The organism is Rubinisphaera margarita, assembly GCF_022267515.1.
GTDB lineage: Bacteria > Planctomycetota > Planctomycetia > Planctomycetales > Planctomycetaceae > Rubinisphaera > Rubinisphaera margarita.
This window is the reverse complement of sequence record NZ_JAKFGB010000020.1, coordinates 92,805-105,615: the sequence shown is the minus strand read 5'-3', so window position 1 is coordinate 105,615 and position 12,811 is coordinate 92,805. Positions and strand designations below refer to the sequence as shown.

Here is a 12,811-nt window from a genome sequence, read left to right as displayed (position 1 = left end):
AACACGCCTTAAATGAAACCGAGGGGTGGCCCGTCCGCCTCAGCGGGCGGGTCGCGATAGCGACAAGAGGCTGCGCCATCCGCGTCTTGAACTGGAATCGTGGGCCTTCGAATGAGCCTCACGCATGGCGCGGCCTCTTGTGACTGCGTCACCCGTCCGTGACGGACGGGCCACCCCTGTTGACTATGTTTTTGCATTGGTGCGTATCGCTTTGAGTTGCTCGGCTTTCTTGTATTCGGCGTGCATTCGGCGGCTGGATGCCGCCGGTACTAAAGCGGCTCACTCGTCGATAATACGGGCGGTGTGGTCTTCTTCCTGGCGGAGGAACTGGCTCTGTTCGGCTGCGGTCTTGACGCCGACTTCGCGGAGGGCGGTGTCGGGCAGCTTGATGAGCGGCGTGTATTGCGGATGATGATGCGGGATGAGCGGGTCGTTCTCTTTCGTGTTGTAGCAGCAGATGAGTCCCCAGCGGGGGTGCTCGCTCAGATTCGCATCGGACCGGTGCAGGAGGTTGCCGTCGAAGAAGAGTCCGGTGCCGGCTTTCATTTCGCAGTAGAAGAGCGGAAAGCGGAGCCTGGCCAGTTCGACCCGTTCGAGGTCCGCTCCGGTCTGTTCGCCTTCGAAGTGATGATCGATCCGCCCCATGCGATGCGATCCGGTCAGCACCTGCATGCAGCCGTTTTCTTTGGTCGCCGGATCGATGGCGATGAAGCAGCTCCCCATCGTCGGGAGCAGGCAGCCGTTCTTGTACCAGTAACCGTAATCCTGATGCCATTCCCAGGCACCGCCGACGCGGGGCTGCTTGGCACTCAGCTTGGAATGGTAGTGATAGACCTCGCCGCCGAGCAGCTGCTCCATGCGATTCACGACGCGCTCACTGCGGGCGATGGTGCCGTAGATATCGTCGCCGGGATGATTCCAGAGGGAGAGGTTCGTCTTGCGACCGGAGGCGTCTTTGACATCCATCGCGGCCTGCTGAAGCACGGCATCAGCACGGGCGGCCTGTTGTAGAAGCGACGTTTCTTCGGCATCGAGCAGGTTTTCGACGAGCAGGAACCCGTCGCGACGGTACTGTTCGAGTTCCGCCTCGGTGAACGATGGAGCACGCATCAGAATCTCCTCGCAAGCACGGCTGATCGAATCATCGCACCGCTGGACGAGCCAGCAGTGGCCCTCCAGCGGCAGTCAACTTGAGTAGGGCAGTCTCCTGCCCTTCGGGTTGATTGATTCTATCAGCGGTGGCAGCCGGTGGGAAACCGGCCTGCACGAGGACTGCTGAGACTACTTCGCGGCCTAGAGCGCCTTGAGGACTTCTTCGCCCATCTGGGTCGTATTGATGGCGGAGCCGCCGGCGGCGATGTCCTTCGTGCGATGGCCGTCGTTGAGGACTTTCTCGACGGCTGCATCGATTTGATCGGCTTCGGTCTGCAGGCCGAGCGAATGTCGCAGCATCATGGCGGCTGCGAGAATCGTGGCCAGCGGGTTGGCGATGCCTTTGCCGGCGATGTCGGGTGCGGAACCGTGAATCGGTTCGTAGAGACCCGGACCATCTTCACCGAGTGAAGCGGACGGCAGCAGGCCGAGGGAACCGGGCAGCATCGAGCCTTCATCGGTGAGGATGTCGCCAAACAGGTTGCCGGTGACAACCACGTCGAAATCACGCGGACGCGAAATCAGGTGCATGGCCATGGCGTCGACGAGGACCACATCGTAATTCAGTTCCGAGAATTCCTTGTCGACCACGCTCTTGGCCGTGCGACGCCAGAGGCGGGAGACTTCCAGCACGTTGGCTTTGTCGACGGAAGTGAGATGCTGTCGACGGGTTTGAGCAGCCCTGGCGGCGACGCGGACCACGCGTTCGACTTCCGAGACGCGATAGGTCATCTCGTTGGTGGCTGCTTCTTCGCCATCGATCTGCTCGGTGCGGGAAGCGCCGAAGTAGATGCCGCCGGTCAGTTCGCGGACGAAGAGAATATCGACGCCTTCAATGATTGAGCGCTTCAGCGGAGAGGCATCAATCAGAGCCGAGTACGGCTTGATCGGACGCAGGTTGGCGAACAGGCCGAGTTCCTTGCGAATCTTCAGCAGACCAACTTCCGGGCGCGTCTTGGCGTTCGGATCGTCCCACTTCGGGCCGCCGACGGCTCCGAGCAGAATCCCGTCTGCATTGCGGCACGGATCCAGCGTCTTGTCCGGCAGCGGATCGCCATAGGCATCGATGGCACAGCCGCCGATTTCGCCGGTCGTGAATTCGAAGTCGTGTCCGTGCTCGCTGGCGATGTGACGCAACACCTTTTCGGCCTCAGCGACAATCTCGGGGCCAATTCCATCGCCGGGCAACAGGACCAGATTCGCACGCATCGCAGAAGCTTTCTCGGTGAGTCAGATGTTTGGGGTCGTCAAAGGAAATGATCCTGTCGGCAAGCAGAGAGCACGGCCCACAGGATCGCTGTTTTCTGACCTGCAAGCATAGCCGTCACAGTCGGAACTGCAAGCGACGAAAATGCCTGAATCGAGCGATCTCGATCAGCCCGAACCGCGATTGTGGTCGATAAAACTGGTGCTTCAGGGATCAAACTGACTACCAACCGCACTTCACGAATCAACTGCGTTTCATGATCCGGTCAACTTTTCTTTCACTGGGAATGTTCATTGTCCTCTGCGGAGGCATGTTTCTCGTGACCGATCGGATTGTCTTCGACGCCAGTTACCCGCAGGTCAGCGAGATCCCGGTGCTGAAGAATTTTACCTCCTTGAACTCAGACCATCAGCACGAGCTGGCTCCTCCTGACTGGGTGCCATTTTCGCTTCTCGCTTTCGGTGCAGTCACGGTGCTTTACTCAATCGCGCTGCCCAAAAAACAGGTCTGATAAGATCTGATCATCATAGATCACAAAAGCCTCCTCGCCATTTTGGTGTGGAGGCTTTTGTCGTTGATGGCGGCTCATCACCTGTTGAGTCTTCGCTCCCGTTTCGGACGGAGATCGAGCTCGGGACGAAGTCGGGCGACGGTTCGGCTGTCCCATCGATCTGTGGACGAAGGGCAAATTTGCCCTGCCATTTTGGAGTCGCCGATTTAGAATCGAGTCATGCGGCAATCCAGCGGGGATTGACCGGAGTGCCTGGACCGACTGACTGAGAGTAAACTCATGGCTGCTGACGACGATGTGTTTCGTCCCGAGGGAGAAGAACCCCGCCGCTCGGAACGGGGTTGCGGAATGAACTGCCTGCTGCTCGGGCTGGCCGGGATTGGAGCGGCGATGCTGCTCTGCTGTTGCGGCGTCGGCATTTCGCTGTACTCGCTGGCACCGACGATTGACGAGGACCCACAGATCGCCGGGGAGACTTTGAACGATCTGATCGATATCGAGCTGCCCGAAGATTACAGCCCGCAGATGTCTGCTTCGATGAATCTGATGGGCATGGGCAACGTTCGTGGCGCCGTCGTTGAGGTTGGCGAGAACGAAGGGGCACTAATCATCGTCGGCATGCAGGGACGACTGGCTCAGGACGAACGCTTTATGAATCAGGTGCGGGAATCGCTCCGCGAGCGGGTTGGTAACGCCGATTACGAAGTCACGGAAAGCGAGACCCGTCAGGTGACAATCGACGGGCAGGAGGTGGAATTCACCTTCTCAAAAGGCCGCACGAAAGCGTCTGAAGGAGAAGAGGCTGTCGATATTCGAGCTGTGAGCGGTCTGCTGCCGGGCAACGGCGGTGAACAGGTGGTCTTCCTCCTCTTCATGGAAGAATCGAAATGGGATGAAGCCGAGGCGCTGCAGATGCTCGAATCGATTGATCTTCCGGAAGGGGCGGAGGTTCTTCCCGCTCCCCGGGCGCAACCTCGAGCGAGAGAAGATGCCGCGCCGGATCCGGTGAATACGTCCGAAATTCCGTTTGAAGCTCCTGCTCCGGCAGGGAATCCCAATCGGCCGATCGACACGGAACCGGCGGCCCCCCGTGAAGTTCCCGAGTGAACATACATCACCAAGAACGGAACGTCTGAACCGACTCAGAACCGATGGAGAAAACTTTTCCGTCGGTTTTTCTTTTTCCGTGTAGATTCAGAAATCGGCCTGCGTTTCTGGTGCCAGCAGCGAACTTTGCAGGATCTGTGAAGTCCTCCCGAAGCGATTAAGCAGCGAGTTGCTTCGGGGCGCGAAACACCTGTCGCGTAGTGGCCCGGTCACAGGTCCTGCACTGTAAGAACCCCGGAAAGAGCTTTCTTTCCGGGGTTCTTTTTTGTTTCCGACGTGACTGTGCGACCGGCCGTTATTTCAGAACTGCTTCGGGAGGATCGACCCGGAGCTCACTGGCCGAGCGATTTGTCCGGCTCCATGTTCCGGACTGAGTGTGAGAAAGCCAGCGGAAGAAACCGACCGCCAGCGCTGCATTCATGTTCACGAACATCCAAAAGACACGAATCAGCTTCCCGGCTGCCCCAGGAAATGGCAGCAACGCTCCGCAGAGTGCAATCGCATAGAACAGGCCCTGCCCGATCAGCAGGTTCAGATAGAGCGGATGATCCGCGAGCGCCAAGTTCGCCCCGAAGGCCGTGACCATAAGCAGCGGGCCAAGCCAGCGCAACACTTTGTGAGACCAGAACGCCCAGCTGACTCGGCCGTAGCTCGGCGAGAGCAGCTTCGACATCCAGAACAGCGATTGAAAGCCCCCTGCTCCGATGCGAGCCCGGCGGCGGAATTCGTCGTGGATGGTCGGCGCGGTTTCTTCCCGGGCGATCGCCAGCTTGTCGTACAGCAACTGCTTCCGCTGCCGATGGATCCGCATACCGATCAGGAAATCGTCGACGATCGTATGAGCAGGGATCGGATTCCAGAGAGACTTCCGCATCGCGTAAATCGCGCCGTTGGCTCCGAGCAGGGCTCCGATCTGCCCTTCCCATTCTTTGAGCACGTTTTCGTACTTCCAGTAGAGACCGTCGCAATTCTGTCCGGTTGCCGCGTCGGTCAGAATCAGTCGTCCCACCACGCCGCCTACAGAATCATCAGCAAACGGAGCGACCAGGCGTTTTGCCGCATCGGCATCCCAGAACGTGTTCGCGTCCGAGAACATCAGGATGTCGCCCGTCGCGGTCTTGGCGCAGTCGTTCAGAACCGACGCCTTGCCGCGACGGATCGGGAACTGATGCAGCTTGATGCGGTCGTCTTTGACCGACTCGACCAGCTCTCCGGTCGCGTCCAGGTTGCCGTCGACTCCGATGAGAACTTCGATGTGATCGGCCGGGTAATCGAGCATCAGGGCATTGTGCACTCGCTGCAGGATTACGTCTTCTTCGCAGTAGGCGGCGATGATCAGCGAAACCATCGGCAGATCCTCTGGAGCCGTCGACGGCACAGGAGCCGGTTTCCGCTGCAGTTGCACCAGGACGAACAGAAACAGGGGATAGATCGCGTAAGAATAGACGATCAGACCGATCGATACCCAGAAGATTGCCTGCACCATGGTGCGAATTCCCTTCAGGAGGTGAATGTTTCCGAGACGTCCTGATCTGTCTGTGTGCGAGTTCCAGAATCCCCATTCGTCGACGCCGCAGGCATTTCAACATGCCCCTTCATTCCGACGGTCCACATGTAATCTGCCGCCAGGTCTTCAGGCAGAAGGCCGGCAAACTCCGGGGCCAGGGGCTGCGAACCGGCTTTGATCTCTTCGAGCACTCGAGCGTCGACCCGCTGGTCTTCGATCAGTGCCAGGAAGCCGGCTTCCCGGAACAGCTTTGAGTACTGACTGCAGCGGAGGCGATTGTGATAGGCCAGCCCGCTCCCGTATCGCTCCCACTCTTCCGGAGAAAAGCGGAGGAAGTTGCCCGAACTGATACTCGAATCGTCGTTGGCGTAATGATCACCGGGATTGAAGCGATGCACGGCCAACCCGCCAGGCTTCAGGATCCGCAGACTCTCGCGGTTGATCTGGCGGAGGATTTCCGCCGGAATGTGTTCGAGCACGTTGGAGCTGACAACAAAGTCAAAACTCTCTGCAGGATGGCCGGACGCCGTGGCATCGCCGGGGTAGACGTACCGGCAGTTGAAGGAAGCGAGAAAGTCCTCGAGACGCGTCGCTTGGAAATCGATGCGTTCGTACCGGTCTCTCACGATCTGCTGATTCAATTCGAGCTTTTCGGCGAACCATTCCAGATCGCGTTCCGCACTGTCGACCGCGGATTTGGCGGAAGACAGCGATAACCAGGGATTCACGTCCACGGTTTCAATGTGTTCCGCGCCGGTCAGATAGAAGCCGAGCGGGGTGTAAGGATGCCAGCCGGTGCCAATTTCGAACAGTCGGCGACCTTTCACTGGCTGCCCCGCTTCCCGAATCAGTTCGATCAGCTGAATGGCGCGTGTCAGATCACGACGGGACTGGGGCCGGGTTGTGCCCAGAAACCGCTGAATGGCCAGATAAGCGTTTCGTCCACCGGGCCATCGACTCAAGTGCCTGAGGATACAGGCTTTAAGCTGCCACTTCATCAAGAGACTGTCCTGTGCAATCGATCAAACGGGAGATGTACGACGACGCGGAGCGAGCGGATTGGCCCGTGGTCGCGGACCGGGAGGCGCAGCCAGACCGCATCACTCGGTGTTGCAAGTATAGAACAGGTCTGAGGGCTCAGCGGCGGGGATGTCGAATGTCAGGCAAGGCTCCAGCGGCCGTGAGAAGATTTGACGGATGGCGGAAATCCAACGATTCTGACAACGGCGACGTGAGAACATTTGAACCCCTGGGGTTCTCAGTCTTTCTAAGGATTCTGGAAAATATGCAAAAGTTCTGATTGACGGGACGTCCCCTCTCGCCGACAATTCTCGCTAATGAGACTGAGTCTCAATTGCAGACCCCCACGAACCCCGCCGAAGTTGTTGTTTTCTCCCCGAGGCGTATCCCGTGTCAGAATCAAAACCGCTCTGCCATTGTCTCGGCGTGTCCCGCGAGACCGTCGAACATGCGATTTCGATCTTCTCGGCCGAGACCGTTGAACAGGTCGCCAGGCTGACTGAAGCTGGTACCGGCTGTATGTGCTGCCGTTGCAAGATCAAAGATCTGATCGAAGAACGCCGCGCAGCCGCCCGTCAGCTGGAAATTGCCTGACCACCGCCCTGCGGATTTCACCGGTTGAGAACTTTTGCGTTCAACGTGAAGTCACTTCAGTGCAGGCGGCCGTCGAATGACGCCCGGCACGCAATCCTCTCGCTCGCCGACGATTCTCGCCAGCAGGCGAGTTCCGACCGGGTGACCGAAACGCCAGGACGACCTCGTCAGCCGAGATTCTCAGGTTGCCTGACGATCCTTTGGCTGGTCGCTTCGTCCAGAAATTTTTTGCAATTCCCGTGCACCGGGGAAAACCCCCTGATAACACGGTGCTGACAATGTCGAGACTACATAGGTAAGTGTTACAAATCGGCCTGATAGTCTTGCCAGACCCTCATGATGCTGGTATGACTATGACTCGACTGGTGCTTGATGGAATAAAGCCCGGGAACGAGAATTTCCGAGAACGCAACGATCACTTGCTGACGGCATTCGGATTCCCGTTAAAAGCCCCTCACGGGGTGCCAGACCGAAGACTATGATGGCTCTTCGGAGCGACGATACCTATCGATGGGCAAGGAGGCCGCGGTGAGTTTCAGTCATCTCAGTGATCCAAAATCTTCTCTTCAAATTCGGTGGCTGATTCGTCGGGACATGCCAGAAGTCCTCGCCATCGAACAGGAAAGCTTTGAGTATTCCTGGACCGAAGAAGAGTTTCTCTGCATCCTTCGCCAGCGCAACTGCATCGGCATGGTGGCGGAAGTCGACCACGAAATCGTCGGCTTCATGATCTACGAACTGCACAAATCGAATCTGCACGTGCTGAACTTCGCCGTCGCCGATTCGCATCGGCGTCAGGGGATCGGCACGAAGATGGTGCAGCGGCTCATCGACAAACTGTCGCTGCAGCGTCGCAAGGAAATCCTGCTCGAAGTTCGCGAACGCAACTTGTCCGCGCAGCTGTTTTTCAAGCAGCAGAACTTCATGGCCGTCACGGTTCTACGGAACCATTACGACGACACCTGCGAAGACGCTTACATCATGCGGTATCGACTGGTGGATGAGATGAACATGTCCATCATCCCTATTACCAACCGCATCTCCGACTACTACGACGCCGACGCCGCGTAGTTCCTCTCGCGGCTCGAGAACAGCAACCGTTCGCAGTGTTCAATCATTGCGGACGGTTTTTTATTCGCTGTCCGGCTGCGGCAGGGGATACCGGTAAGCGACCGGCTGCAGACGAGCGGGATCAGGGCGCCAGCTTTTCGTGAACGCCGAAACCCGTCCGCCCGGGCTGGTTGGGAAACTCGGATCTTCGCTCGAAACCAGTCCAGTGACGACAATCAGTCCAGCGGGCGGATCCTGCTGCATCATCTGGTTGAGTTCACCCTCGGTCAGCGAAAAGGAGTCGGCGTCCGCTTTCACGACCGCCTTCACCCGAATCTGATAAGGCTCGGCGTCTTTCTCGCAACGGATGAAGTCGAATACTCCCGGGAGCTGGTCAGCACACTGATATCCGGACTGGGTCAGATACTCGCGACCAATCGCACAGGCCTTTTCCTGCAGAGCCTGATCGGTTCCCGCGTCGATCATTTCGATGTTGGTTTCTCCCGGAAACTCATCAGGGCCCGGCTGGCGCACTTCAGCCATCAACTGTTCGAGGGTCTCCGGAAACTCCATTTGCCCTTCCGGATCGAGTTCCCGGGCTCGGCTCAGAGCGGCGGCGGCTTCTTCGGGCCGATTCAGGTCCGCCAACGCGATCGCCCGCATCAGACTGACTTCCGGATCCTGATTTCGGATTTCAAGGAAGCGATCGATCAATGGCAGGGCTTCGCCGGCTCGATTCTCGTCGAGATAGTAGCTGGCCAGATGGTAGAGAGTTTCGGTCGAATTCGGCATGATTTCGAGGGCGAGGTTCCAGTCGTGTGAAGCACGGATCATCTCGCCACGTTGAGCGTAAGCGCTGCCCCGAGTGAGGAACAGCTCTCCGAATTCCTGACTGATGTCGCTGATCTCAAGAGCGTGGTTGCCATCGGCAATCGCCTTATCGGTCACGCCCATCCGTTCGTAGCATTGGGCACGTCGGATATAGGCGAAGTTGTACTGCGGGTCGATCTCGATCGTGCGATCGAAGTACTCCAACGCTTTCTCCGGCTCCCCCATTTCCAGGTAAGCCAGGCCCTGTTCGTAGGTGACTTCCCAGCGGAAGGGATAGTCCGGGAACTTCTCCAGGACTTCTTCACGGTAGGCGATGGCGCGTTCGTAATCCTGCTGCTGTTCCGCCAGAAGGGCTTTGTGCCGACCAACCATGGGGTTGTCGGTGTCGTAACAGCCGGTCAGACTTCCAACCACGGCGACCAGAATCAGCGAGAGCATACGACATCGCATGAGAACGACCTCAAGTTCTATGATCAATCATCGAAACGTCCGGGTACGGACATTGTCTCCGATGGTTTCAGCCAGCGAGAGCAGTTTACTTTATTTTGTCACCGTTCCGTCCGCGTCAATGCGATGTCCCCGACGAACACTCGCTCCGACGCGAACATCTGGTCGAGCGATCCGCTCGATTAGAGCATTTCATGCTTCTCCAACAGTCGCATGGGCGGCAAGCTCCTGCCATGTTGAGTTTGCTCCTGCAAACGCCTGCCGTCGAATTTTGAATCTGCTCTAGTGAAGACTTGCCATTCCCAGAGCCGGGGCCCGCTCGTCAGAAGTTCGCGCCTCCTGAGTACTCAGATAAGCCGCCGCCTTCGAAAGCTCGTTGATGACATCTTTGCGATCGCAGGGCAGAATCAGAATCCGGTGATGATCCGGCATCGACACGGAATCGAGCCAGCCAGTCTGACGATGACGCATGAGCGTGACGCAGGGGCGGTTTCGCAGGGCGAGTGGCTGCAATGAACAGAAATAGCGTTCGACATCTTCGGCCGAGACTTTCTGCAGGTTCGCGATCACGGCCGATTCCGGCTCGTCTTCGAGCGCTCCCATCAGGTCATCGAGTCCACTCACGACACGGGCTCCCGCACCAAGTCGCTCCAGTTCAGCCGCGGTCTTCCCCGCGGACTCCGTTGAGTGATCGAGCAGGACGACATGTTCAAGCGAGCCTGTCCCCGCCGGAACGGGACGGACTGTGGGCGTGGGCGAAACGGCGACGACTTCGTCGGAACCGAACGACATCCCGGAGACGTATTGAAGCACGGCGCGGAGCTTGAGCGGATCGAGGAATGCCAGATAACCGAACATCATGCAGAAGCCGAACGTCCACATGCCGAGCATCAGTCCGATGCCGAAGTGCATACTGGCACCGACGAGCAGCATCCAGGGTCGCATGAGCGGACGCCAGATCAGGAAGGCAAAGGAAACCTCCCAGGCAATCGTCATGTGCGTCATCAGCTCTGTGAACCACGGAAAGTACGCCAGCCAGGTCATATCGAGAGTCTGATATTCCGCATTGGCCAGACCGCGCCACATAGCCGTGCCGTCCCACCAGGTCTCACCGAACAGTTTTCCCAGTCCGGCCGCCAGATAGATTACACAGAAGTGGACTTGCGACATCCGCGTGGCGATGTTCGTCGCGATCGTTGGAGCAACCGGCTCGGGAGCCACTTCGACGCCCGGATTGTTCTTCTTCCGCCGCCAAGTCCGCAACAATCGGTCGACGGACAAATAAGCACCGCAGGGAGCGATGCAGAGATACAGAGTGAGCACGGCGTTGATCTGATCGAGCCCGAAATTCGCGTAGCGGGCCCGATATGCGTAAGAGACCAGGATCATCAGCGAGAGCACCGAGGTCCATCGCGTGAACAGACCGATCATGAAGCAGAACGTGACGGCCAGACACAGATAATGGACCGGGTAGACCAGCGAATCCGGCACCCAGTACCAGAACGAAAGCGCGAGCGGACCTTCCTCAACGAACAAATGCTTCTCGAGCATCTCCATTGAGTTGAAGCCGTCGACATTGAAGAACGAATCGAGCCGCATGCCCCAGACGAGAATGGTGTAAAACACCATCCAGCCCACCAGAATCCGCATGACGGACATGGAGAATGGGTCGCGGGGCGTGAACCAGAAGTCGTTCCAGTTATCGACTACTCGGCCGAGGTAGTCGCGACATTCGCGTTGGATGATTTGGACAGTTCGTCCCATGTGAAAGTTCCCAGTGGTGTCACCTGGTACAGGTCATCGTCAAACAGGGATCCCCCTGCCAGAATCCGCTCCCGCCGTGCCAGCTCGTGCCATTCCAGGAATAGCGTGGCCCGTTCGGCTCCGTAGTCGCGACAGAGTTGTCGCGCAAAATCCCGCACCATTCGCTCACGCGCTTCCCCGCCGAGAGCTCCCAGCGTTTCAGAGAGCATGAAGTAGCGGTGATACAAAAGTCGGGGCGAGATATCCCGATTCGGAAACTTCCCTTCGAGCGTGCGGCCGTCCTCGAACTCGAGGACATATCGAACGGAGTTCGAACCTTCCGGGTTGGGAGCGAAGAAATGAAAGCCGTTATTCTGATAGAGAATCTGTACGTAAGGTGACATCGTCATCCACAGCCCCCGTTCGAGATTCGACGAGGGAGAGACCGATAGCGGCGCGGAAACAATGGCCAGCAGGTGAAAGACAATCCAGAGATTGAGCAAAACAAATCCGGCCAGCGACCATCCCCGGCGACGAGGTTTGACCTCGGACGCGGATGATGCCGGCTGCATTGCTGTGATGTCAGAAGTCATTGTCCGACCCTGTGGAATGATCTCGGATTCGGAAAACCCGGGATGGAGATCCAGCGTAAACCAAAAAACGGAGAGAAGGTACGGACCTCCTCTCCGTGTGCTTTCGTCGTAACGAGCGTCCTGCTCGTGGCGGACGCTGCACCGGTCAGACCTTATCGGCTGGCCAGCTTCGCGTCCTGATCAGCGGGAACGAGAACCAGAGTACCGTCCTGCTGAGCAAAGGTTAGTTCATACTGTCGGCCGGTGGTTACCTTTTGTTGATGTTCGGTAACAAGTTCCTGCCCATCTTGTGTTAATTCAATTCGAATTTGATAAACGTAGGGACCGGCAGCCGAAAGTTTCGGAGAAACGAAATTCCGAACCGAACCGACTGAAGTCATTTTCTGACCGTTCAGATAGACATCAGCCTGGGCCGGCACCGACATCCGGATGCGGACGGTTTCTTCGACAGCGCTGGTCGGGAATCCCGGGCCGAGCATCTGAGCCGAATCGTCGCCAACCGATTCACGCAGTTCGCCTGGCGGCATCATGTCACCGTCGGGAATCATGTCACCGTCGGGAATCATGTCACCAGGAACAACATGTCCCGGGCTGTAGATGTCCTGACCGTGGTCATGAATCGCATCGCCGTGGTAGTAGCCTCCCGACGATCCGCCGGAAGAACCATGGCTGTATCCCCCCGAAGCGTACCAGCCGGTCGATCCGCTGGAGCCGGTCGATCCGCTCGATCCGCCGGAACCGTAGTAGCTCGTCACATACCCGCCGGAAGACCCACTCGATCCGCTGGAACCGTAATAGCCGCCACCATAGGAACCGTACGATCCCGAGGATCCAGACGATCCTGAAGAACCCCAGCGACGCCCACGGCTTCCGCTACTGCCGCTGCTGCCGCCAGAGCTGCCACTGCTTCCCCAGCTGCCGCTGCTTCCACTACTGCCGGAAGAACCCCAGCGACGGGCTTCCGCCGTATCGCAGACCAGAGCCGCACAGCAGATAACCGCTGCCAACCCCTTCAACCAGGCAAGACTTACTCGTGACTTGACCATGAA

At 58.0% G+C, this 12,811-nt stretch carries 12 protein-coding genes; 4 read left to right on the top strand and 8 right to left on the bottom strand.

Annotated features, from left to right (window positions below):
* Window positions 1–279: 279 nt before the first annotated feature.
* Together L1A08_RS19070 and leuB are read right to left on the bottom strand one after the other, a co-directional pair.
* The gene (locus tag L1A08_RS19070; RefSeq protein ID WP_238758122.1) at window positions 280–1,110 is read right to left on the bottom strand and encodes a phytanoyl-CoA dioxygenase family protein; all 831 of its coding nucleotides are present in this window, start codon (window positions 1,108–1,110) and stop codon (window positions 280–282) included.
* A 183-nt stretch (window positions 1,111–1,293) separates the two neighbouring features.
* Window positions 1,294–2,361 carry a 3-isopropylmalate dehydrogenase gene (gene leuB, locus L1A08_RS19065; RefSeq protein WP_238758121.1) on the bottom strand — a complete coding sequence of 356 codons (1,068 nt, stop codon included), beginning with the start codon at window positions 2,359–2,361 and terminating at the stop codon, window positions 1,294–1,296.
* 254 nt (window positions 2,362–2,615) lie between these two features.
* Here leuB and L1A08_RS19060 point away from each other — a divergent pair, with 254 nt between their 5' ends.
* Window positions 2,616–2,870: a hypothetical protein gene (locus L1A08_RS19060; RefSeq protein WP_238758120.1), complete on the top strand. Its 255-nt coding sequence runs from the start codon at window positions 2,616–2,618 to the stop codon at window positions 2,868–2,870.
* 279 nt (window positions 2,871–3,149) lie between these two features.
* Window positions 3,150–3,977: a hypothetical protein gene (locus tag L1A08_RS19055; RefSeq protein WP_238758119.1), complete on the top strand. Its 828-nt coding sequence runs from the start codon at window positions 3,150–3,152 to the stop codon at window positions 3,975–3,977.
* A gap of 295 nt (window positions 3,978–4,272) precedes the next feature.
* Here L1A08_RS19055 and L1A08_RS19050 read toward each other — a convergent pair whose 3' ends face one another.
* Both L1A08_RS19050 and L1A08_RS19045 read right to left on the bottom strand, forming a co-directional pair.
* The gene (locus L1A08_RS19050) at window positions 4,273–5,463 is read right to left on the bottom strand and encodes a glycosyltransferase family 2 protein (protein WP_238758118.1); all 1,191 of its coding nucleotides are present in this window, start codon (window positions 5,461–5,463) and stop codon (window positions 4,273–4,275) included.
* Between the two features lie 14 nt (window positions 5,464–5,477).
* The gene (locus L1A08_RS19045) at window positions 5,478–6,482 is read right to left on the bottom strand and encodes a class I SAM-dependent methyltransferase (protein ID WP_238758117.1); all 1,005 of its coding nucleotides are present in this window, start codon (window positions 6,480–6,482) and stop codon (window positions 5,478–5,480) included.
* Window positions 6,483–6,894: 412 nt separating this feature from the next.
* Here L1A08_RS19045 and L1A08_RS19040 point away from each other — a divergent pair, with 412 nt between their 5' ends.
* On the top strand, window positions 6,895–7,098 hold the full coding sequence (locus tag L1A08_RS19040; RefSeq protein ID WP_238758116.1) for a (2Fe-2S)-binding protein: 204 nt from the start codon (window positions 6,895–6,897) through the stop codon (window positions 7,096–7,098).
* A 528-nt stretch (window positions 7,099–7,626) separates the two neighbouring features.
* On the top strand, window positions 7,627–8,169 hold the full coding sequence (gene rimI, locus L1A08_RS19035) for a ribosomal protein S18-alanine N-acetyltransferase (protein WP_238758115.1): 543 nt from the start codon (window positions 7,627–7,629) through the stop codon (window positions 8,167–8,169).
* 60 nt (window positions 8,170–8,229) lie between these two features.
* On the opposite strand, the gene L1A08_RS19030 is transcribed toward rimI, so the two are convergent.
* The 4 genes from L1A08_RS19030 to L1A08_RS19015 all read right to left on the bottom strand — a co-directional run bounded on the left by L1A08_RS19030 (window position 8,230) and on the right by L1A08_RS19015 (window position 12,808).
* A complete protein-coding gene (locus L1A08_RS19030; protein WP_238758114.1) occupies window positions 8,230–9,429 on the bottom strand; it encodes a tetratricopeptide repeat protein in 1,200 nt (399 codons plus the stop codon).
* 279 nt (window positions 9,430–9,708) lie between these two features.
* A complete protein-coding gene (locus L1A08_RS19025) occupies window positions 9,709–11,190 on the bottom strand; it encodes an HTTM domain-containing protein (protein ID WP_238758113.1) in 1,482 nt (493 codons plus the stop codon).
* Window positions 11,133–11,762 (bottom strand): hypothetical protein, encoded by a 630-nt coding sequence (locus tag L1A08_RS19020; protein ID WP_238758112.1) that lies wholly within the window; start codon window positions 11,760–11,762, stop codon window positions 11,133–11,135. Before L1A08_RS19020 ends, L1A08_RS19025 begins: the two co-directional genes overlap by 58 nt.
* Window positions 11,763–11,914: 152 nt before the next feature.
* Window positions 11,915–12,808: a TIGR03000 domain-containing protein gene (locus tag L1A08_RS19015; protein WP_238758111.1), complete on the bottom strand. Its 894-nt coding sequence runs from the start codon at window positions 12,806–12,808 to the stop codon at window positions 11,915–11,917.
* Between the last annotated feature and the right edge of the window lie 3 nt (window positions 12,809–12,811).